This is a genomic window from bacterium (assembly GCA_016703265.1).
GTDB lineage: Bacteria > Krumholzibacteriota > Krumholzibacteriia > LZORAL124-64-63 > LZORAL124-64-63 > CAINDZ01.
The window spans coordinates 73,433-94,166 of sequence record JADJCK010000004.1; the positions used below are offsets into that span (position 1 = coordinate 73,433).

Genomic DNA, 20,734 nt, shown 5'->3' on the forward strand with positions numbered 1-20,734 from the left:
GGCCCCGGCAACGGGGCCGCCTTCGTTCTGCCGCCGGGATGCGCGCGGGCGGACGCGCCCCTTGCACCGGCGCATGTCTTCGGAAACGGACCCCGGCTAGCCTGCGTCCGCGCTCGCCTGCATCAACCCGACCAGGTTGCCGTCCGGGTCCTTCACATACGCCAGCCAGCCCACACCTGCAATCGCCGTCATCGGCACTGCCAGCTCACCGCCGCAGGCCAAGGCCAGCGCGACCGAGTCCTCGACGTTCGCCACGTCGACCGTGCACACGAACGCGTTGACGCCCTGACCCGGCGGCGCGGAAGGCCCCTGCCGCTGCACCAGGCCGCCGTTGATGCCGGGCGAGGCAGCCGGCCCGGTATCGACCAGCCAATACGGGAAGTCGCCCCAGGACGAGAACGTCCAACCGAAGAGTTTTTCGTAGAAAAGGATCAGCGCCGCCGGCCGCGACGCATGTATCTCGAAGTGGATCACGCGGGACATGGCCCTCTCCAATCGATGGACCGCCCTGCAGGTGGGTTGCAGGCGGTCGACCAGGGCCGGGATAATCTACAGGTGAACCCTGTCCTGCGCACGCCGGGAGACCATGTGACGGCACCACTACGGGCGCTCTACAAGCCCCGCACCCACCGCCCGCGCGGGAGTGCCACGAAACCCTCGCGCGCGTAGAGATGCGCCGCGCGCGCGTGATCCTCGGTCACCTCCAGGTCCATCATCAGGCAGCCGCGCTCCCGGGCCTGCGCCAGCGAGACGCGCAGCAGCGCGGCGCCCACGCCCTGTCCACGCCAGGCCGGCAGCACGTACAGTTCCTCCAGCCACGAACTGGGGCCGCCGTGCTCCAGGGACCAGATCATCGCCACGTACGAGACCCCCACCACCTCGTCGCCCCGGCGCGCCACGAGCAGGAAGCCCACCCGGTCATCAGTCAGGATGCCGTCGACGGCGCGCGTCACGCGGGCCGCATCCGCGGGCAAGTCGTGTTCGGCCAGTTGGCGCGTCAGCAGGCGCGCCACGGCGCCCGCCTCCGCCGCCACGGCCATCCCGATACTGGCGAATCCGCTCACGGCATCTCCTCTTGGGGAAGCACCTTCCTAGCGCACGATGGTCCGCAGCACCGCCAGTGACGCCGGTGCCTGCGTCGATGCCAATGCCAGCAGCCCCGTCACCTCGCTGGAACGCAATCGCAGGTCGGCGGCCTCACGCCGGGTGAACCAGCCGGCGCGCAGTGTGTGCTCGTCGGGCACCGACTTGGGCTCGCGGTCGTCGCTCGGCGCAGCCGAGAACAGCACGCGCACGCGGGCGCCACCGCTCTCCAGCACCGTGTGCTCGATGCGATACACGCCGTCCAGCGCGACATCGATGCCCGCCTCTTCACGCACCTCGCGCAGCGCGGCTTCGTGCAGCGTCTCGCCCGGCTCCACACGGCCGGCCGGCAGGTACCAGCCGCCGCCGTGGTCCGTCTCCTCGACGAGCAGGAAGTGATCGTCGCGGCGCACGAGCACCAGTGCGTAGAACCAGGCCGGCATGGATTCACGGACCATGGATTCGCTCCTCGGACGACCTCAAGCCGGGTCGCCGTCCAGTTCGTGGACGATGATTCCGGCGCCGGCTTCCCGGCAGGCGGCCCGCATCACGTCCAGATAGGGCTGCACCGCAGGCACGACGGCCGGCGATGCCGTGTGCCAGGTGACTTCGGTGACACCGCGCGCGCGCAGCTGCCCGGACACGCGTGCCGTCGTCGCCGGCACTTCCGCGGCCGGAAGCAGGTGATCGTACCACGGGATGGGCTCGTCCGCGGCCAGCAGGCCGAAACGGCCCGAGAGGATGAACAGCGGCGCGCCCAGGCTCCGGCCCAGCATCCACAGGCCGCGCAGCCTCTCGCTGCGATAGCGCTCGATCGCCGGCAGCAAGCCGTCGTCGTCGCGCTTCGGCGCGCTGCAGTAGGAGGCCGTGATGCGCATGTCCGCGCCCGTGGTCGTGAGCCCTTCAGCCGCCGTGGCCCCCTGTGCGAGCGGGCCGGTCGCGCCATACTTAGCACGACCGGCCCCGATTCGCCTGCGCGATCTTGCGCTGCGCGGCTAGTTCGGCAACACGGTCGCGACCTGCCACGGGAACGAGGTCGCATCGACCACCAGCAGCCGGAACGTCTCGCCCGAGGCAGCAAGCGAACCGCCCGCCACCGCGAAGGCGCGCAGCCCGGCGGTCAGGCCCAGGTCGAAGCTGGCCACGACCGGCGTGGTCGTGCCCGCGCCGGCCACGCCCACCGTCAGGGGGCCGGCCGCCAGCGCCGTGCCTGCGGCCGACGAAGCCTGTCCGAAGGCCAGGTTGCTGAAGTCGGCCACCGGCGTGATGCTCGCGCCGTTCAGGACGCCGACATTCACCGCAGGCGCATCCGGCGAGGCGTGCACGACGCGCACACGCGCACCCACCGCGTCGCCGAAGGTCTCGCCGAACGGCACCACCGTGAAGGCGCGCGCCGGGTCGGCCGCGTAGCCGGAGGCGATGGCCAGGTAGCGCTCGCCCGCAGCCAGCGACGGCGTGGTGTAGGCGGCCACGAAGGCGCCGCCGGCAGCCACGAGCACGTCGAGCGGGTAGGCGCCGGGCGCCACCTGCAGCGGTGCGGACAGTTCACCGAACGCCAGGTCGTTCACCAGCGTGGTCGACGTGCCACCCAGGTTGACGTCGACCTCGGGGGCGTCGGGCGAGGCGTGCAGCACGAACACGGTCGGGTCCTGGCGGATCAGGCCGATGGTGCCGGCGGGACCCACGGCCAGCAGGCCGAAGCCGTCGGCCGCGCGGGGCAGTTCACCCACCAGGCCGGTGGCGATGACGAAGATCTCGGCGCCGGCCGGCAGCGCCGGCGTGGTCAGCGACGTGACCTTGCTCAGCGGCGAAGCCACCCAGATGCCGAGGGCCAGCGGCGAGCCGGCCGGCAGCGCCACACCGGCGGCGCCGGTGTCGGCGAAGCGCGCCAGGGAGGCGATCTCCGGCGTGCCGTCGTTGCCCACATCGACCGCCACCGTCGGCGCGTCGGCCGAGGCGTGCACCACGCGCACGATCGCATTGCCGGCGCCGGGCGCCGCGAACGACTCGGCCATCAGCAGCACGCGCAGCTTGTCGGCGGCATTGCTCGAACCGGCCAGGCCGGCCGCGATCGCCGTGATGCGCGCGCCTTCGGGCACGGTCACCATGCCGGTCTCGAAGACGGGCGTCGAGGAAGCCGCCGCCCCTGCCGGACGCAACTGGATGTTGTACTGACCAGGCGCCAACTCGAGGTAGGGGCTGGTCGCGGTGTAGGGCACGTTGGTCAACAGGGGGGCGGCCACACCCTCGGCATAGATGTCGACGTTGCCGGCGTCGGGCGAAGCGTGCACCACGCGCAGCTCGGCGCCCTCGCCCATCGGCGTCATCGGGTTGTCGTCGTCGTCGGAGCAGCCGGTCACGGCCACCGACAGGGCCAGCATCGTCACCAGGCCCAGGGTCTTCATCAGGCCCTTCGATTTCAGCTTCAGGTTCATCATCTCTGGTTCCTCCTTCGCCCGGCCAGTGCCGAACGCGGCATGTCCTTGTCGGCGCGGGCCGGATGCCCGCGCCTGGTACAGCAGTGGCGGCCTACAGGTCGCCGGGGATGAGCACGGTGTCGATCACGTGCACCACGCCGTTGCTCGCCACGATGTCGGCCTTGACCACCTTCGCACCCTCGACGGTCACGCCGTCCTTGGTGCCGATCGCCAGCGAGGTGCCGTTGAGCGACTTCGCGGACTTGATCTTCATCACGTCGGCGGCGCGCACGTCACCGGCCACGACGTGGTGCAGCAGCACCTTCTTCAGCTTCTCGGGATTGGCGAGCAGGCCCTCGACGGTGCCGGCCGGCAGCTTGGCGAACGCCTCGTCCGTCGGCGCAAAGACCGTGAACGGGCCCTTGACCGTCAGCGTCTCCTGCAGGCCGGCAGCCTTCACCGCAGCGGTCAGGGTCTTGAAGCCGGCGGCTTCGGCCAGCGGGAAGATGGCCAGCGGGGTCTCCTTGGCCGCGGCACCGGCGGTCGACGCGAACTGGGCCGTGGCGCCCTCAGTGGAGGCCTGCTTCTTCTCGGCACTGCAGTTGCCGCCGGCGGTCGCCAGCTCGGGGCTCACGCTCAGGGCGACCAGCGCGATCGCCACGAAATTCCGGGTCTGGTTCAGCATATCTATCCGTCCTTCGGCTCAGGTTTCTCGTTCAGCTCAAGGGAGCTCTTGGCAGGGTTCACTTCGCTCAACGGGACAGAATACGAAAGCGTACACATTTCGTCAACATTTATTTTATACAATTTCTATACAGCACTGGCAGACACACGGAGTCGCTGCAAGATGTTGGCTGGCAATCAGTTGAGAATCTCGACGAGGGCGCGCTCGAACGCTTCCGGCGTGTCCGTCCGGAAGGCAGCGGCCTGGAGGAGCGCCGCGTCATAGCTGGCAGACGCCGCGCCACCGGCCAGGATGGCCAGCCCGGGGCCGGCCAGCCGGCGCAGGAGGTCGATCTGGCCGGCCACGACCACATCGCTGGCGGGGAAGATCAGGCTCAGGTACACGGCGCGGGCGCCGCGCTGCAGGGCGGCGGCGGCGATCTCCTCGGCGGGGAGGTCTGCGCCCAGGTAGAGCACCTCCCAACCGAGCTCCAGGCCCAGCGAGGCCACCAGCAGGGCCCCCAACTCATGGCGGTTCCGCGCGGGCGCCGCCACGACCAGCAGCGGCGCGCCGGCGTCGGGCATCTGGCTGGCGTTGGTCGCCGACAGGAACGACTGCACGATGGATGAGGCCATGTGCTCGTGCGCGATCCGCAGCGTGCCGTCGCGCCAGAGTTCTCCCACGCGCTCGAGCAGCGGCCGGATCAGCTCCTGCCGCAGCGCCGGGCGACTCAGGTGCATCGAGGCGCGCGCCAGCACATCCTCCAGCGCGGCAGACTGCAGGGCCGCAACCGCGGCCAGCGCCTCGGTGAGCAGTTCCGCGGCCGTGACCGGCAGGGCGCCGACCAGCGAACCGGCCATCCCCGCGCCGAGGTTGGCACCGGCGTTCATCTCGGGCCAGGGATCGGGCAGCCCCTCCGCCAGTTCGCGCAGCTCGACCAGCGGCAGGTTGGCCACATCACCGATCCGGTGATCTGCCGCCGTCAACCGCCGCAGAAGACCCAGCCGCACGATGTCGAGATCGGAATAGCGACGCCGGCCGGATTCGGTGCGGCCCGGCTCCACGACGTGGTAGCGACGCTCCCAGGCCCTCAGCACGAGCTGGCTGAGTCCCGTGCGGCGCGAAACCACCGCAATGCTGTGGCGCGGCAGGGTTTCTGGGCCGGCGGCGGCTTCCGGGGCAGCGGGGGTATCCATGGCAACCCTCCGGCTGCGTGGCGTCTGGAAACGGGAACGGTGTCGGGATGACATCGGTTCTGGCTTGATGATAAGTTTTTGTATAGTGTTTGTCTATCAAAAACATCACGCAAACCAAACCGGCCGCCGCAACCAGGAAGCCGCCCATGAAACCGCACGTCCTCGACAGCGAACAGTTCGTCCCGCGCCCCCGCCCCGAGGTCTTCGCCTTCTTCAGCGAACCGGAGAACCTCGGCACCATCACCCCGCCCTGGCTCGAGTTCCGCATCCTGACGCCGTCACCGGTGCCCATGCGCCAGGGAGCGCTCATCGACTACCTCATCCGCCTCGGTCCGCTGCCCACGCGCTGGCGCACGCTGATCACGTCGTACGACCCGCCGCGCGGCTTCGTCGACGAGCAGTTGCAGGGCCCCTACAGCTTCTGGCACCACACGCACACGTTCGAGGAGGCCGTCGGCGGCACGCTCATCCGCGACCGGGTGCTCTACGTGCTGCCGTTCGGCGTGCTCGGGAGGATCGTGGAACGCCTGCTGATCCGCCGGCAGCTGCGCGCCATCTTCGCGCATCGGCAACGCGTCATCGCGGCGCGTTTCGGCGCCGCCACGCCCGGCGATTGACCGCACCGCCGCTGCGGGGTTAATCTGGTCTGCGCGGCGCCGGGGATGTCGCCGCGTCCATCGGTCACTACACCGCGAAGCTCCTGTATTCGCCGCTCTCGCCATCCGGAGGCCATCATGCGCGCACGCCTGCCGCTGCCCGTCCTTGCCCTGCTGTTCCTCTTCACGCTCAGCGCCGCGACGCCCGCCGCCGCGCAGTTCGGCAAGCTGAAGGACAAAGTCAAGAGCAAGGTCGAACGGAAGGTCGACCAGAAGACGGACCAGGCGATCGACAAGACCATTGATGGTGCCGTCGACGGCGTCGGCAAGGACGGCGAAGCGCCGGCGCCGGCGGAGCCCGCAGAGCCGGCGACGCCCGGGGCCGGCGGCGACAAGGCGGCCGCACCTGCGCCCGGCGGCACGGCTGTTGCCGAGGACATGACGCTCTACACCAAGTACGACTTCGTGCCGGGCGACAAGGTCATCTTCTACGACGACCTGGCCCGCGAGGAGTTGGGCGAGTTCCCTTCGCGCTGGGACCTCGACCACGGCGTCTTCGAGATCGCCAAGGCCGAGGGTCGCAACTGGATCCTCTGTACCGACAAGGGATACATCCTGCCGAAGGTGCCGCAGGGCCCGCTGCCCGAGAAGTACACCGTCGAGATGGAGTTCTTCTCCAACGCCGACCAGGACGGCTGGTACACGATCCATTGGGTCGATGCCGCCGGCCAGCGCGTGGGCGAACTGCGCCTCGGCTACTCGTACATGACCAGGGTAGTCATCAACGACAAGGAGCTCGCCAGCAAGGAGGTCCCGAAGCTGGCGCGCGGGAGCCACGTCCTGCGCATCATGGCCACGAAGTCGACGATCAAGTGCTATCTCGACCAGGAGCGCATCGCCAACATTCCCAAGGTCGCCGACTTCGCGCCCGTCGGCATCCTGGTCGCAATGGACCCGTACTTCGAGAACACCGGCATCTCGCGCATCGGCACGTTCCGCTATGCCGAAGGCGGCAAGTCGCTGCGCGAGCAGCTCGACGAGTCGGGCCGCATCGTCACGCACGGCATCCTGTTCGACTCGGGCTCGGACCGCATCAAGGCCGAGTCGTACAAGACGCTCACCGACATCGGGACCATGCTCGGGGAGGATGCCTCGCTGCGCCTGTCCATCGAGGGCCACACCGACGCCGACGGGGCCGATGACGCCAACCTGAAGCTCTCACAGGCCCGCGCGGCGGCAGTACGTGCGTACCTGGGCGAGAAGCACGGCATCGACGGCGGCCGCCTCGAGACGAAGGGCCTCGGCGAAGGCAAGCCCATCGACACCAACGACACGCCCGAGGGCAAGGCCAACAACCGGCGTGTGGAGCTGGTGAAGCTCTAGGCCATCGCGCAGGCCGCTCGGAATTGGTATCGTTGCCTTACGCGGTGACGGCGGTGCGTACGGGCGAGAGCGGCAGATGGATGCTGAAGAGCGCGCCCCCGAGGGAGGAGTCCGAAACCTCGACCCGACCACCGAAACCGGTGGCGCAGGCCTTCACCGAAAACAGGCCCAGTCCGTTGCCGTCGGGCTTGGTGGTCACCAGCGCGGAGAACAGTTCCGCCCGGCGCTCCACCGGCACACCCGGGCCGTTGTCATGGACTTCGATCACGACCGCGTTGTCCTCGCCGCGCACGCGCACCTCGATGATGCCCTTCTCGCCCGCCGCCTGCGCAGCGTTGATCACGAGGTTGCCCACCAACTGGTGCATGAGCACGGGGCTGGCCGCGATCACGAGGCCGGCCTCCCCCTCGCACGACAGGCGGCAATACCGCACGTCCTGGTGCGAGCGCAGGACGGCCACCACTTCGCCCGCGGCCTCCCGCGCGTCGAGCAGCGAGCCCTCGCGCGAGACATAGGCCTGCGCCAGCCCGAGCAGGCGGCGGTTCAGGCCCACCATGCGCCGCAGCGAATGGTGCAGGCGCGTCAGGTCTTCACTACCCCGGCCGTCCTCCTCCAGCATCTCGATGTCGGCCAGCGCCACGGTCAGCACGTTGTTGACGTCGTGCGCGATGGAGGCCGCGGTCAGCCCGGCGAAGACGCGGCCTTCATTGGCCACCAGCGCCTGATCGCGGCGCATCAGTTCGCGCGCGTCAATCTCCATGCGCCGCATGGCCCAGCGGGCCCCTGCGAAGATCAACAAGGCGGTCACCGCTACGTAGACGACACCCTTGATCGCTTCGATGCGCCGCAGTTCCTCGACGGTGTGGGAGGCCCCGGCAGCCAGATAGCCGGAAAGGATGATATAGGCCCCGGCCAGCAGCACATAGGCGCCGGCCAGGTAGGCAGCGTAGAGGGTGCTCTTCATGCCCTTCCTCCTGCGGACCGTCGGAACGAAAGGGCGGCCGGCGAAAAGGCCGAATCAATGTGCAGTGGCAACGGGTGCCACGGCGCGATACTAGGCTGCAGCCGCAACAGCCGTCAAGGTCCTTGGCGCCGACCGGCAGCGCCGATCAACGCTGCATATTCCGGACCCGGCTCAGGCCGGCGCCGCCCCGCTCTCGCGCACGATGCGGCCGTCCACCAGTTCCACCACCCGGTCACACCGGGCGGCGATGCCCAGGTCGTGCGTCACCACGAGGAAGGCGGTGTGCTCCTCGCGGTTGATGCGCCGCATGAGCTCGAAGATCTGGTCGCTGGACGCGGTGTCGAGGTTGCCCGTCGGCTCGTCGGCCAGGATGAGTCGCGGCCCCAGGCACAGCGCCCGCGCGATGGCCACGCGCTGCTGCTGCCCTCCCGACATCTGGCCGGGCTTGAAGCGCAGGCGATCGGAGAGGCCCACGCGCTCGAGCATCTGTTCCGCCTGCACGCGCAGCTGTCGGCTGATGCGCCCGTCGCGCGCGATGCCGGGCAGCATCACGTTCTCCACCGCCGTGAACGCCGGCAGCAGGTGGTGGAACTGGAACACGAAGCCGATCGAGCGCCCGCGCAGCCGGGTCACTTCCGTGTCATCCAACCCCGAGGTGTCCACGCCGTCCAGGCTCACGCGCCCGCTCGTGGCGCGGTCAAGCAGCCCGATCAGGTTCAGCAGCGTGCTCTTGCCCGAGCCCGAGGGCCCCGTCAGCGCCGTGAACTCGCCGCCCTCCAGGCGCAGGTCCACGCCCTTCAGCACCTGCGTGATGACGTCCTTGCCGTAGTCGCGGGTCACGCCCTCGAGCAGCACCACCGGTTGCGCGCTGCCAGGCACGGGCTTCGTCGCGTCAGCCATGGTGGATGGCCTCCGCGGGATCGAGCGCCGCCGCGCGCCGCGCCGGCGCCGTGGCCGACAGCAGCCCCACGCTGAGCGCCATGACCAGCGTGCCCAGGAACAGCTGCCACGAGAGGTTGACAGGGAACGTGGGCGAGCCGTCGGGATTCCTGGCCAGGCTGGCGAAGATCAACGAGAGCACGGTGCCGATGCCCACGCCCACGACCCAGCCCGCCGCACCCAGCAGCAGCCCCTGGATCAGGAACACGCGCAGGATCTGCCGCCGCGTGGTGCCCACCGCGCGCAGGATGCCGATCTCGCGATTCTTCTGCACCACCCACACCACCAGCACGCTGGCGATGCCCAGGGCCACGGCCACCACCACGAATGCCTGGATCATCGTGCTGCTGCTGCTCTGCGAGCGCAGGCCCACGAGCAACTGCCCGTTCAGCTCCATCCAGCTCTCGGCAATGAGCCCCGTGCGCCGCGCCACCTGCTGCGCGATCCGCTCCGCGTCGAAGATGCGATCGACCCGCGCCTCGATGGCCGAGATGCCGCCAGACAAATCGAGCAGGTTCTGCGCGCTCTTCAGCGAAACGAGCACCCAGCTGTCGTTGACGCCCTTGTTCTGCAGGTCGAAGATGCCGCTGATGGTGAACACGTCGGTACGGCCGTCGGCGGTCAGCACGCGGATGCGGTCGCCCGTGCGCACGCCCAGGTCGGAGGAAAGGCCCGTGCCGATCACCGCCTCGGTGCCCTGCACGCGGAACGAACCGGCCACCATGTTCGCCGGCAGGTCGATGATGCGGGTGAACCGCTCGGGATCAATGCCCCGCAGCGCCACCGAGCGCGTCGCCTCTCCGCGCGTGACGAACGCCGACCCGGCCACCAGCGGCGACACCGCCGTGACGCCCGCCACCTGCTCGATGTCGCGCACCACCTGCGGCCACTGGTTGATCGAACGCAGCCGCTGCGCCGGCTTCTCGAGGCGCACCGCGAGCCCGTCCTCGCCGGGTGCCAGGTCGCGCGCCAGGGCCGCGGGGTCGGTGCCTTCCACGCGTCCCTCGTGCAGCAGCCGCGGCATCTCCTCGGTCGGCCGCACCACCAGGTGCGCCTGCGAACCCAGCGTGTTCTCGATGAGGCTGGCCTGCAACCCGGTGATGAGGGCCGAGAGAAAGATGATGACGCCCACGCCCGTCGACACGCCCAGCAGGATCAGCACCGTCTGGATGCGTCCCTCGCGCAGGTAACGCAGCGCCACAAACCATTCGAAGGGCATCACTGGTCCCCGGTCGCTGCGCGCACACGCGCGCCGGCCTTGATGCGCACGGCCTCGACCGGCACCACCGCCTCGCCGGCCTGCAGGCCGGTAATGATCTCAACCGTGCCCTCGCCGCGCAGTCCCAGGCCCACGTCCTGGCGCTCGGCACGCCCCCCGCGCACGACCAGCACCCACGGCGTGCCGTCGGCGTCGCGCACCACTTCGCCGGGCAGCGTCAGCGCCGCCTCGCTGCGCGCCACCTCCACGGCAATCGACACGGTCATGTCCGGGCGCAGGAACACCGGCGGCCGGTCCACCACCAGTTCCACCTCGACCGTGCCGCGCGCCGGGTCCACCGACGGCGCCACGCGCGTGATGCGGGCGGCAAAGACGCTGTCCGGCCAGGCGTCGGCCGAAGCCAGGGCCTGCTGGCCCACGCGCAGGAAGGCGAGGTTCTTCTCTTCGGGCTGCACCACGAGCCACGTCGGCCCGGCCGGCGCCACGTCCAGCACGCCGCTGCCGGCGGCGATCATGTCGCCCGGTTGCGCCAGGCGCTTCAGCACCACGCCGTCCACCGGCGAGGTGATGCGCGTCTGCTCGAGCTTGGCCTGCGCCGCCGCCAGTTCGGCCACGGCCAGCCGCTCGTTCGCGCCGCCCGGGCTGTTGCCGCGCACGCGCGCAGCGGCGCCGTCACGCCGGCTGAGAGCCAGGTCGCGCTCGTCCTGCGCCTCTTCCAGTTCCTGTGCGGAAACGCCGTCGCCCACGGCCAGGTCACGGGTGCGCTGCAGCTGTCGCTCGGCCTGCCGCAGCGCCACCTCGGCCTGGCGCAGGTCCTCCTGCGCCGCGCGCAGGTCCAGCTCCCGCACCTGCTGCAGGCGGGCCGCCGCGCGGGCCACGCCCGCGGCCGCTTCCTCGGCTGACAGTTCGGCCAGGAGCTGCCCGGCAACCACGCTGTCGCCCTGGTCCACCGCCAGCCGCGCCAGCACGCCGCCGGCCTGCGTGCCCAACTGCACCCGCACGGGCACGTTCACGCGGCCGTTGGCCACGATCTTCTGGACCAGCGGCCGCCGCTCGGCACGCACCACCGGCACATTCGGGCCCACCAGCGCCCTCGCGCCCAGCGCCACCGCCACCAGAATGACGACGCCGATGATGATCCCGTAGCGTATCCGCTTTCCCCCACCCATCGCCATTCTCCGGTCCTCCCGCTGCGCATGCTTCGGTTCGATGAAGCCAGTGTAGGCATCAACGGGAATCTTGTCACCCTTGACGGCCCGGGTCCCGTTGGCGCGCTCAGTGGGCGGCGTACAGCCAGTAGAGGGGATTGGGCGGGAACTGCGGGTGCTCGGCCACGCGGTCGAAGCGGAACGTGACCTCGCGCGGGCGCCCGTCCAGCTCGAGCACCATCGTCATCTCGATGGGTTCGGGCGACGGCGACGGCCTGCGCGTGATCTGCCATTGGGTCAGGCGCTCGCGCACCGGGGCCACCGCCGGCAACACGGGGAAGTGCAGCCGCACCGGCGGACCTTCCCCGTGCAGCTCCGACCCGCGTTCCCGCGCGCCGACCGTCAACCGCTGCGTGTCACGGTCGAGCGCACTCCAGGCCTGCCCGCCCTTGACCACCGTCACGGCCGTCGGCGCCACCGCCAGCACCGCGTCCGACGACCCCGACATGACGATGTCGACGCTGCTCTCGCCCCCGCGCGCCACCGCCTCGGCCCCCGCCACCGTGGCCTCGTCACCGAACTGCTCCTCGTACTCCTGCCGCGAGTTCACCGGCCCGTAGATCTCCGGATGCTCGCGCACATAGCGGTAGCGGTCGTCCGCGGTCATGCCGCCCTCGTCGCGCGCCGCCATGGCTGTCGCGGCGGGCGACGCGTCGGCGAAGGCCGCCCGCGCCGTCAGGAACACCTGGCGGCCCTCCACCTCGACCGAGGCGTGCGCATACTCCTGGTAGTGCACCACGTAGTCGTGCCGCCGCGTGTCGCAACCGGCGGTCGCGGCGACAACCACCAGCAGGCACGGGAACAGGCAGGGCAACTGACAGGGCAACCGGCGGCGCATCGGTCTCCAGCCCGGGGATGGGCGGCAGTCGGGGTGAACCCCGGTTATCGACGGGGTGCCCCGCGCCTTGAGCCTGGTGGGCTGCGGCGCCGCTCTCAGATGCACACCACTCCCCGGACAAAAAGAGCGGCCGGCGTCACAACCACGCCGGCCGCATCACAGGCAACACAAGGCTACCGCCCCAGCAGCACCGCCTTGGCGATCATCCCCGCCATCTCCGGATTCTCCTTCAGGCGGCGCGTCGAGTAGCCGTACCAGTCCGAGCCGAACGGCACGTACACCCGCAGGTGGTGGCCGTCGGCGAGGATGCGGCGGCGCACGTTCTCGCGCACGCCCAGAAGCATCTGGAACTCGTACTGGTCGGGGCGCAGGCCGCGTTCCTTGATGAGGGCGCGGGCGTCGTCGATCAGCGGATCGTCGTGCGTGGCGATGGCGGGATAGAAGCCGCCGTCGACCATCATCCGCAGCAGCTTGCGGTAGTTGGCGCGCACTTCCTCGCGGTCGGTGAAGGCGATGGTGCGCGCTTCCTTGTAGATGCCCTTGCACAGCCGCACCACGGGCTTGTACTCGGTCAGCGCGCGCACGTCGGCTTCGCTGCGGTGGAGCATGGCCTGGATGACCACGCCCACGTTCGTGTAGCCTTCTTCGCGCAGCGTGCGGAAGGCGCGCAGCGTGGCGTCGGTGTAGGGGCTGTTCTCCATGTCGATGTTCACGAAGATGCCCAGGTCGCGCCCGCGCGCCACCACTTCGCGGATGTTGTCGGTGCCGAAGTCGGCATCGATGCCCAGGCCCAGGCTGGTCGGCTTGAGCGACAGGCCGGCCGCGGCCTTCAGCTGGCGGGCGTTGATCGCCTCCAGCACCTCGAGGCTCTCGGCCTTGCTCTTCAGCGCCACCGAGCGTTCCTGCACGAACTCGCCCAGTACGTCGATGGTCGACCAGGCCTTCTCCTGCTGCTCGAGCCGCGCGGCGGTGCCAATGGCGTCGGCCAGCTTGTCACCCGCGATGTAGCGCATGGAAACCTTGCGGATGATGCCCTTGGGCACCATCGGCAGCATGGTCACGATCATCTTGTTGAACACGAGGCGCACCGCCTGGCAGGAGTCCGAAAAGGCACGGACGTGGCGGGCAAAATATGGTGAGGCGGCCGGGGCGGGGCAAATGCCATCCGCCCCGACCGGAGCGTCCCGGTGGGCATTTACGCCCGGGCCTTCTCACCGCCGAGGAACCGGTACACGGCCGCGCCGAGCACCGCCCCGATGATCGGGGCCACCCAGAACAGCCACAGCTGCGACAGCGCCCAGTCGCCGGCGAACAGGGCCACGCCCGTGCTGCGGGCCGGGTTCACCGAGGTGTTCGTGACCGGGATGCTGATCAGGTGGATCAGCGTCAGGCACAGGCCGATGGCGATCGGCGCGAAGCCCGCCGGCGCCCGCTTGTCGGTGGCGCCGAGAATGACGATCAGGAACATCATCGTCATCACGATCTCGCAGACCAGCGCCGCGCCCAGCCCGTAGCCGCCGGGCGAGTGGTCGCCGTAGCCGTTCGCGGCGAAGCCGGCTGTCGCGTCGAAGCCGGCCTTGCCGCTGGCGATGAAGAACAGCACGCCGCCGGCGACGAGTCCGCCCAGGACCTGAGCGATGATGTACGGCGCCAGTTCCTTCGCCGGGAAGCGGCCGCCGGCCCACAGGCCGATCGACACCGCCGGGTTGAGGTGGCAGCCGGAGATGTGGCCGATGGCGTAGGCCATCGTCAGCACCGTCAGGCCGAAGGCCAGCGACACGCCGTGCAGGCCGATGCCCACGCCCGGGAAGGCCGCCGCCAGTACCGCGCTGCCGCAGCCGCCGAGCACCAGCCAGAACGTGCCGAAGAGTTCTGCTCCGTATTTCCGCATGTCGCCTCCCATATCGTGGTTGTTTGCGTGAATCAAAGGTGTGGTGGCCGGGTACACGTCCCGCATTGTCCCTGATGACGGCCGGTTGTACAATGCCGTCATCGTGCGCGCGTGCTTCAATCGCCGGGGGAGCGTCCCATGACCATCGACACGCTGCTGGGCGTCGCCGTCGGCATCGGCCTGGCCGCCGCCTGCGGTTTCCGCGTCTTCGTGCCCCTGCTGGTGATGGGCGGCGCGGCCAGGCTCGGCTGGTACGAGCCCTCGGCGGGCTTCGCCTGGATGGCCACCACCCCGGCCCTGCTCGCGTTCGCCGTCGCCACCGCGCTGGAGGTTGCCGCCGCGCACGTGCCCTTCCTCGATCACGCCCTCGACGTGGTTGCCGCCCCGCTGGCTGTCGCCGCGGGCGCCCTGACCATGGCCGGCGCGCTGGGCGAAGCGTCGCCGCTGCTGCGCTGGTCGTTCGCGCTGATCGCCGGCGGCGGCACCGCCGGCCTGTTCCACGGCCTGAACGGCCTGTTGCGCGCGGGCTCCACCGCGACCACCGCCGGTCTCGCCAATCCGCTCTTCGCCTCGCTGGAAACGGCGGGCGCCTTCACCCTGGCCGCCATCGCCGTGCTGGTGCCGGTGGTGGGGTTGCTGCTGACGGTGGCCATGGTCACCGTCATCTGGCGGCTGGTGCGGCGGGTGCGGGCCGGCGGTCGCGCGGGCGTTCGCACCGCCTGACGGCTACGCCCGGATCCTGGCTTCGCGCGAATCCTCCCCGATCCGTGATGAATTTTCTCTTATATATATGCGGCCCATGCTACAATGGGACCGATTCTCATTTCCATTCCCAGGGCGCGCCGCGGGCGGGGAGATGTCGACATGATCGGCAAGTCGTTGCTGCACTATGAGATAAAGGATCGCCTGGGCAAGGGCGGCATGGGCGAGGTCTTCAGCGCCCGCGACACCAAGCTGGGCCGCGACGTGGCCATCAAGGTGCTGCCCCCCGACATGGCCGGCGACCCCGAGCGGGAGGCCCGCTTCCAGCGCGAAGCCCGGTCGCTGGCCAGCCTGCAGCACCCGAACGTGGCCTCCATCTACGGCTTCGAGGAGGCCGACGGCTTCCGCTTCCTGGTCATGGAACTGGTGGTGGGCTCCGACCTGACGCGACGCATGGCCGCCGGGCCGGTGTCGGTGCCCGAGACGCTGGTCATCGCGCGGCAGATCGCGGCGGGCCTCGAGGCGGCGCACGAGAACGGCATCGTGCACCGCGACCTGAAGCCGGCCAACATCATGGAGACCGAGAGCGGCGAGGTGAAGATCCTCGACTTCGGCTTGGCCCAGGCGTGGCTCGGCGACGGCGCGCGGCAGAACGAATCGTCGGCGATGCCCACCATCACCGCGGCCATGACCATGGCCGGCACCGTGCTGGGCACCGCCGCCTACATGAGCCCCGAGCAGGCGCGCGGCGGCAGCGTCGACCGGCGCACCGACATCTGGGCCTTCGGCGTCATCATGTTCGAGATGCTCACGGGCAAGCGCCTGTTCGAGGGCGAGACCGCCAGCGACACGCTTGCTGCCGTACTGCGCGCCGAACCCGAATGGAACCTGCTGCCGGTGGCCGAGGCGCCCGCGCTGTGTCGCCTGGTCGAACGCTGCCTCGAGCGCAACCCGAAGCAGCGGCTGCGTGACATCGGCGAGGCGCGCATCTTCCTGCAGGACAGCAGCGGCAGCAGTTCGCATCTCAGCTTCTCGCACCTGGCGCCGCCGAACGTGGCCGCCGATGCGGTGCGTGGCCGCGCGCCGGCACTGTTGCTGGTGGGCGTCACGGCTGCGTGCCTGCTGCTCGGTACGTTCGTCGGCTGGAAGGTCATCGCGCGGCCCGCGCCGGCGCCGCTGCTGCACACGATGATCCCGCCACCGCCGAAGACGAACTACAATCTCAACTCGACGGCGCCCGGTCCGGCGGCGTTGTCACCGGACGGCACCATGATGGCGTTCTGCGCCGTCGACGACGACAACAAGACCATGCTGTACCTGCGCTACCTCGACAAGGGCGAGTCGACGGTGATGTCCGGCACCAACGATGCCTCGTACCCGTTCTGGTCGCCGGACGGCAGGTACATCGGCTTCTTCGACAACCGCGGCAAGAAACTGAAGAAGGTGGCCGTGGCGGGCGGCCCGCCGGTGACCCTGTGCACCGCCGAGAACATGAAGGGCGGCTCCTGGAACGAGCAGGGTGACATCATCTTCGCCCCCAGCTTTGACAGCGGCATCTTCCGGATGCCGGCCAGCGGCGGCGACCCGGTGCGCCTCACGAAGCGCGGCCCCGAACACAACTCCCACCGTCACCCGCGCTTCCTGCCGGGTGGGCGCGAGTTCCTGTTCATCGGGCGGTTGACCTCGGGCGAGAGTGAAGGCACGGTCTTCATCGCCAGCCTGGACACCACCGGGACGCCGCGCGCCGTGGCCACGTCGCAGGGCCAGGCAGAGTATGTGGACGGCATGCTGATGACGGTGCGCGAAGGCGTGCTGATGAGTGTGCCGTTCAAGCCGGACCAGGAGAAGGCCGAAGCGGGCGGCACGCCGCTGGTGGAGGACGTTCTCTACCTGCCGGCCGCCGTGGTGGGTGTCTTCAGCTTCTCGCAAACCGGCATGATCGTGTACCAGACCGGCGCCTCGGACGAGGCGGCGCGCGTCCTGGCCTGGGTCGACCTGGCCAGTGGCGCCTCGGTCCCGCTGGGAGAGATGGGGCAGGTCTATCATCCCGCCGTCGCGCCCGACGGGCGGCGCGCGATCATTGAAGTGCGCAATGCCTCGAACGAGGGCACCGACCTGTGGCTGGTCGACCTGGCCACGGGCCTGCGGACGCGCTTCACGTTCGCGACCGGTGACGAGGTCCGGGCCTGCTGGTCACGCGACAGCGCCACGGTCTACTACGAATCGCGTGAAGCGGGCACCTACCGCATCATGCAGCAGCCGGTCGAGGGCCAGGGCGGCGAAGCCATCGTCCTGGAGTCGACGCGAGAGATCAGCCCCACCGACGCCTCGCTCGACGGGAGCACCCTGCTGTTCGATGCCGAAACCGAGGAAGGCCGCATCGAGATGCGCCGCCTGCGCCTGGACGCCGGCAGCGCGACGCCCGTCACCGTGGCCGGGGCAGGCGAAAAGGACCTGGGCGGCGGCAAGTATTCGCCGGACGGCCGCTGGATCGTCTACCACACGCAGACTTCCGCCGGCTGGGACGTCTTCGTGATGCCGGCGGCCGGCGGCGCGCGCAAATGGCAGGTCACCAGCGAAGGCGCCGTGTACCCGCACTGGAACAAGTCCGGCACCGAGCTGTGGGTATCGAAGTTCAATGGCGACTTGTATGTCTACGATGTCGACGGCAGCAGCGAGACGTTCCGCGTCGGCAACGCGCGCCGCACCGTCACCGTCTACCCGCCCGACGGCAACGGCTGCTTCTACGACCTGCATCCGGACGGCAAGCGCATCCTGCAGACCGGCGCCGACCCCGAGTTCCGGGCCGAGGTGTCGTTCCTGCACCTGGTCACGGACTGGCGGCGCGGATTGGTGCAGTAGGCGCCCGTCGCGCTATTCGGGGACGCGCGTGAAAGCAGCGCCGTCCCCGTTGGGGCCGTCCTCGGCGAGCGACAACGTGCTCGCCGTCAGGTCCATCACCACGCGGCGCCAGTGCTGCCCCGTCTCGGTGGTGATGTGCACCACTTCTTCCTCGCCGAAGACGGTGTCTTCGCGCCCGAGGGTGTACCGCCCCGACACGATGAGCTTCCCGTCCTGGAACTGCTCGTAGCGCCCGTCGGGTGCGAAGCGGATGGTGCTCGTGATCCAGGAGCCGTCGGGGTTGCCGCGACTGAAGCCGAAGAAGCCCTTGTCGCTCACTTCCCAGGCCCAGAGCCCGTGGATGGGATGCGCCATGGGGGCCTGCTTCGACTTCGGCGCACAGGCGGCCGCCACGAGCAGCGCCAGCAGCGCCAGCGCAAGGAATGACCGCTTCATCTCCATGTCTTCCCTCCGCAGCTCTACTCGACAAGCACGCCTTCGCGACGCAGGGCACGGATGATCCGCCCGTCGGAGCGCACATCCACGGCCGGGTGAAACAGGTCGATGGTCAGGCTCCGGCCCTTGAGTCCGGACGGCAGGAAGATCTTGATCCCGCCGGTCGGCTCGCGCGTCTGGTGCTCGGTGAAGAACTCGCCCGTATAGATGACCTTGCCCTCAACCAGCACCCGGAACGAATCGACGCCCGCCTTGCTGGCCACGTCCTGCCACCATGTGGCACCGCGGAGTCGCGAAAAGGCCTCTTCATTCATCGTGACGCGATGGGTGGCGAGGTCGTATTCCACGACATCGATCATCTCGACGATGGGGTACTCCTGCCCCTTGTGGACGCCGACCATCGCGAACGGCGTCACGATCTCGGCGCGACCGGCCACGGGCACGCCGCCGGCCAGCGCCACCAGGGCCGCCGCGACCATGACGGATACGACGCTCTTCTTCATGCACACCCTCCACTGCCGTCGGCCCCGAATCCCTCCACAATATCCTGTGTCGGCATTCCAGCTCCCCTGTGGGCCGGTTGCAAGAGCAAATCTGCGGCTATGATCATGACATCAATCCGGCTGCGCGCCCAGAGAATTGATCACACCCTCTCGACAACGGTACGATAGCCGTCATGGTCGACGAACGTGCGGCCGTTCACGGCCCAATAGGGATTGAAGGACGGCACTTCGACAAAGCCGGCAGCCTCCAGCGCCCGGCACCGGTGGGCCCAGGCCTCTTCGCCGGCCACGTACAGGACCAGCAGATCCTCGGCCGTGGGCGTCGGCGTGACCGGATGCGCGCGGCACGACGTGAACTCCAGGTGGTAGTCCGCGTCGGGCGGCCCCAGCATCACGCCATCGAAGCCCTGGTGGTCGGCAAACGCGCCGAGCTGGCGCCACTCCAGCCCCTGCAGGTACATGGCCGCGGAACGCGGCAGGTCGCTGACGGGTCGGGCGATTCGCATACGCATCAGGGTACACTCTCTCCCCGGACGCCCCACAGTACGGCCTGGGCGCGACTTCCGAGGTCGCCACGCACTTCCACGTACGGCAGGCCGAATCCGTAAGGGTCGTCGCAGGCGAGTTCCCTCAGCTTCTCGTCAACCGTCGCCCGCAGTTCGCCGCCGTCATCGTCATCCGAGTCGGCCAGTGCGATGCGGTCGCGGTCCTCGATCGGGACCAGGACCAACAGGTCAAGCGCCTGCAGCGCGGCGCGCACCTTTGGCAGCCAATCCCGGATGTCGAAGCTGCCGTTGTCGTCGTGCACGGCGATGTATGCCAGCATGTCAAGAGGGCAGCGGTCGAAGAGCACATCGTCGCCGGCATCCTCCAGTTCCCCGATCGAGCGCGCGAGCTGCGCTTCGTAGTCCTCGATCGATGGCGGGTTGGAGAACTCGTGGCCGTCATCCTCCAGCAGCCAGTACGGCTCATCGACGGTGCTGTAGCCGGGAAGGAGCGCGGCGAGCTCGGCGATGAGCGTCGACTTGCCGGTGCGGTGGCTGCCGGAGACGGCTATGCGCATGTGTGGCCTCGCCGGGTTCGTGTGGCCGACTCTCTGATCACGTCCAGAAGTGTCTCCTCAGTTCGACAAGCGCGTGAAGTTTCGCGGTAATCTCTTCATCTGCACTCTTGAGCTCCGCCTGCTAACGCGGCGCCGCCACTTCAACCTTGATGCGGTCCGGATCCTCACAGAACAGGGCGTAGTAGTCCGGACCGCCGGCATACGGATACTTCGACTCGTACAGCATCGCATGGCCGTTGGCCCTGACCCAGGCAGCGATCTCATCGACATGGGCCCGGGATGCACCTTCAAAGGCAAGATGATTCAGACCCACCCGCTTGCGATGATAGCCGGCGGCAAGGTGTTCGCCGGGCGCCGGCAGGAAGCACAGGTAGGCGTGCCCCTGCTTGACGTAGCTGATGCCGCCGGGCCAGCGCTCTTCTGCGTAGTCGAGCAGCTTGAGGAATGGCGTCCAGAAGGCCGCCGACCTTTCCAGGTCGCTGACGTAGATCTCGACGTGGTGCAGCAAGGCGCGTCTCCCGAATGCGTCCGTCTATCTCTGCGTGTCCGGTTCCGGACTGAAGATATCGTCCTTCGTGAGCTCATCGACAAACCAGTAGGCGGCGAGCGAGCCACCCACGACCAATGCCGCTGTCCTGATCGGGCGCCACGAGCTGCCCGCTTCTCGAACCTGACGACGTCGGTGGCAGGTATCACCTGCACGTTGCCCGCCCCCGAATCCATCAGGAGGGTGACGGCGAGGCAGTCCAGGGCGACGATCGGGCCCTCAAG

Annotated in this window: 23 protein-coding genes; 4 read left to right on the forward strand and 19 right to left on the reverse strand. The window is 69.2% G+C overall.

The features are described from left to right. Positions 1–96 precede the first annotated feature (96 nt). The 7 genes from IPG61_07530 to IPG61_07560 form a co-directional block, all read right to left on the reverse strand. Positions 97–483, reverse strand: a complete 387-nt coding sequence (locus IPG61_07530; GenBank protein ID MBK6733930.1) for a VOC family protein — start codon at positions 481–483, stop codon at positions 97–99. Positions 484–611: 128 nt separating this feature from the next. After that, the gene (locus IPG61_07535; GenBank protein ID MBK6733931.1) at positions 612–1,064 is read right to left on the reverse strand and encodes a GNAT family N-acetyltransferase; all 453 of its coding nucleotides are present in this window, start codon (positions 1,062–1,064) and stop codon (positions 612–614) included. A gap of 27 nt (positions 1,065–1,091) precedes the next feature. Next, positions 1,092–1,541: an NUDIX hydrolase gene (locus IPG61_07540; GenBank protein MBK6733932.1), complete on the reverse strand. Its 450-nt coding sequence runs from the start codon at positions 1,539–1,541 to the stop codon at positions 1,092–1,094. A gap of 21 nt (positions 1,542–1,562) precedes the next feature. Then, positions 1,563–1,961, reverse strand: coding sequence for a hypothetical protein (locus tag IPG61_07545; GenBank protein MBK6733933.1), 399 nt, complete (start codon positions 1,959–1,961; stop codon positions 1,563–1,565). A 117-nt stretch (positions 1,962–2,078) separates the two neighbouring features. Then, positions 2,079–3,521, reverse strand: a complete 1,443-nt coding sequence (locus tag IPG61_07550; protein MBK6733934.1) for a DUF4397 domain-containing protein — start codon at positions 3,519–3,521, stop codon at positions 2,079–2,081. Positions 3,522–3,612: 91 nt separating this feature from the next. After that, a complete protein-coding gene (locus IPG61_07555; protein ID MBK6733935.1) occupies positions 3,613–4,185 on the reverse strand; it encodes a fasciclin domain-containing protein in 573 nt (190 codons plus the stop codon). A gap of 176 nt (positions 4,186–4,361) precedes the next feature. After that, a complete protein-coding gene (locus tag IPG61_07560; GenBank protein MBK6733936.1) occupies positions 4,362–5,360 on the reverse strand; it encodes a cobalamin B12-binding domain-containing protein in 999 nt (332 codons plus the stop codon). Positions 5,361–5,506: 146 nt separating this feature from the next. On the opposite strand from IPG61_07560, the gene IPG61_07565 reads away from it, so the two are divergent. Next, positions 5,507–5,977, forward strand: a complete 471-nt coding sequence (locus tag IPG61_07565) for an SRPBCC family protein (GenBank protein MBK6733937.1) — start codon at positions 5,507–5,509, stop codon at positions 5,975–5,977. Between the two features lie 117 nt (positions 5,978–6,094). After that, the gene (locus IPG61_07570) at positions 6,095–7,339 is read left to right on the forward strand and encodes an OmpA family protein (GenBank protein ID MBK6733938.1); all 1,245 of its coding nucleotides are present in this window, start codon (positions 6,095–6,097) and stop codon (positions 7,337–7,339) included. 37 nt (positions 7,340–7,376) lie between these two features. On the opposite strand, the gene IPG61_07575 is transcribed toward IPG61_07570, so the two are convergent. The 7 genes from IPG61_07575 to aqpZ all read right to left on the reverse strand — a co-directional run bounded on the left by IPG61_07575 (position 7,377) and on the right by aqpZ (position 14,398). Beyond that, positions 7,377–8,303 carry a HAMP domain-containing histidine kinase gene (locus IPG61_07575; protein MBK6733939.1) on the reverse strand — a complete coding sequence of 309 codons (927 nt, stop codon included), beginning with the start codon at positions 8,301–8,303 and terminating at the stop codon, positions 7,377–7,379. A gap of 171 nt (positions 8,304–8,474) precedes the next feature. Beyond that, complete coding sequence (locus IPG61_07580; GenBank protein MBK6733940.1) at positions 8,475–9,203, reverse strand: ABC transporter ATP-binding protein; 729 nt, start codon at positions 9,201–9,203, stop codon at positions 8,475–8,477. After that, positions 9,196–10,461, reverse strand: a complete 1,266-nt coding sequence (locus IPG61_07585; GenBank protein ID MBK6733941.1) for an ABC transporter permease — start codon at positions 10,459–10,461, stop codon at positions 9,196–9,198. Before IPG61_07585 ends, IPG61_07580 begins: the two co-directional genes overlap by 8 nt. Next, positions 10,461–11,630, reverse strand: a complete 1,170-nt coding sequence (locus tag IPG61_07590; GenBank protein MBK6733942.1) for an efflux RND transporter periplasmic adaptor subunit — start codon at positions 11,628–11,630, stop codon at positions 10,461–10,463. Before IPG61_07590 ends, IPG61_07585 begins: the two co-directional genes overlap by 1 nt. Before the next feature lie 106 nt (positions 11,631–11,736). Next, positions 11,737–12,507, reverse strand: a complete 771-nt coding sequence (locus IPG61_07595) for a hypothetical protein (protein MBK6733943.1) — start codon at positions 12,505–12,507, stop codon at positions 11,737–11,739. Between the two features lie 173 nt (positions 12,508–12,680). Next, entirely contained in the window at positions 12,681–13,586 is a 906-nt protein-coding gene (locus IPG61_07600) for a proline dehydrogenase family protein (GenBank protein MBK6733944.1), read from the reverse strand. 116 nt (positions 13,587–13,702) lie between these two features. Then, positions 13,703–14,398, reverse strand: a complete 696-nt coding sequence (aqpZ, locus tag IPG61_07605) for an aquaporin Z (GenBank protein ID MBK6733945.1) — start codon at positions 14,396–14,398, stop codon at positions 13,703–13,705. 144 nt (positions 14,399–14,542) lie between these two features. On the opposite strand from aqpZ, the gene IPG61_07610 reads away from it, so the two are divergent. Both IPG61_07610 and IPG61_07615 read left to right on the forward strand, forming a co-directional pair. Further along, positions 14,543–15,121, forward strand: coding sequence for a DUF4126 domain-containing protein (locus IPG61_07610; protein MBK6733946.1), 579 nt, complete (start codon positions 14,543–14,545; stop codon positions 15,119–15,121). 141 nt (positions 15,122–15,262) lie between these two features. After that, positions 15,263–17,962 (forward strand): serine/threonine-protein kinase, encoded by a 2,700-nt coding sequence (locus IPG61_07615; protein MBK6733947.1) that lies wholly within the window; start codon positions 15,263–15,265, stop codon positions 17,960–17,962. A 12-nt stretch (positions 17,963–17,974) separates the two neighbouring features. Here the strand turns inward: IPG61_07615 and IPG61_07620 are convergent, their stop codons facing one another. The 5 genes from IPG61_07620 to IPG61_07640 all read right to left on the reverse strand — a co-directional run bounded on the left by IPG61_07620 (position 17,975) and on the right by IPG61_07640 (position 20,471). Then, positions 17,975–18,397: a hypothetical protein gene (locus IPG61_07620; GenBank protein MBK6733948.1), complete on the reverse strand. Its 423-nt coding sequence runs from the start codon at positions 18,395–18,397 to the stop codon at positions 17,975–17,977. Between the two features lie 23 nt (positions 18,398–18,420). Further along, positions 18,421–18,900, reverse strand: a complete 480-nt coding sequence (locus IPG61_07625) for a hypothetical protein (GenBank protein MBK6733949.1) — start codon at positions 18,898–18,900, stop codon at positions 18,421–18,423. Positions 18,901–19,040: 140 nt separating this feature from the next. Then, the gene (locus IPG61_07630) at positions 19,041–19,406 is read right to left on the reverse strand and encodes a VOC family protein (protein MBK6733950.1); all 366 of its coding nucleotides are present in this window, start codon (positions 19,404–19,406) and stop codon (positions 19,041–19,043) included. A gap of 5 nt (positions 19,407–19,411) precedes the next feature. Further along, positions 19,412–19,963, reverse strand: a complete 552-nt coding sequence (locus tag IPG61_07635; protein MBK6733951.1) for an ATP-binding protein — start codon at positions 19,961–19,963, stop codon at positions 19,412–19,414. Between the two features lie 121 nt (positions 19,964–20,084). Then, positions 20,085–20,471 carry a VOC family protein gene (locus tag IPG61_07640; GenBank protein MBK6733952.1) on the reverse strand — a complete coding sequence of 129 codons (387 nt, stop codon included), beginning with the start codon at positions 20,469–20,471 and terminating at the stop codon, positions 20,085–20,087. Positions 20,472–20,734 lie beyond the last annotated feature (263 nt).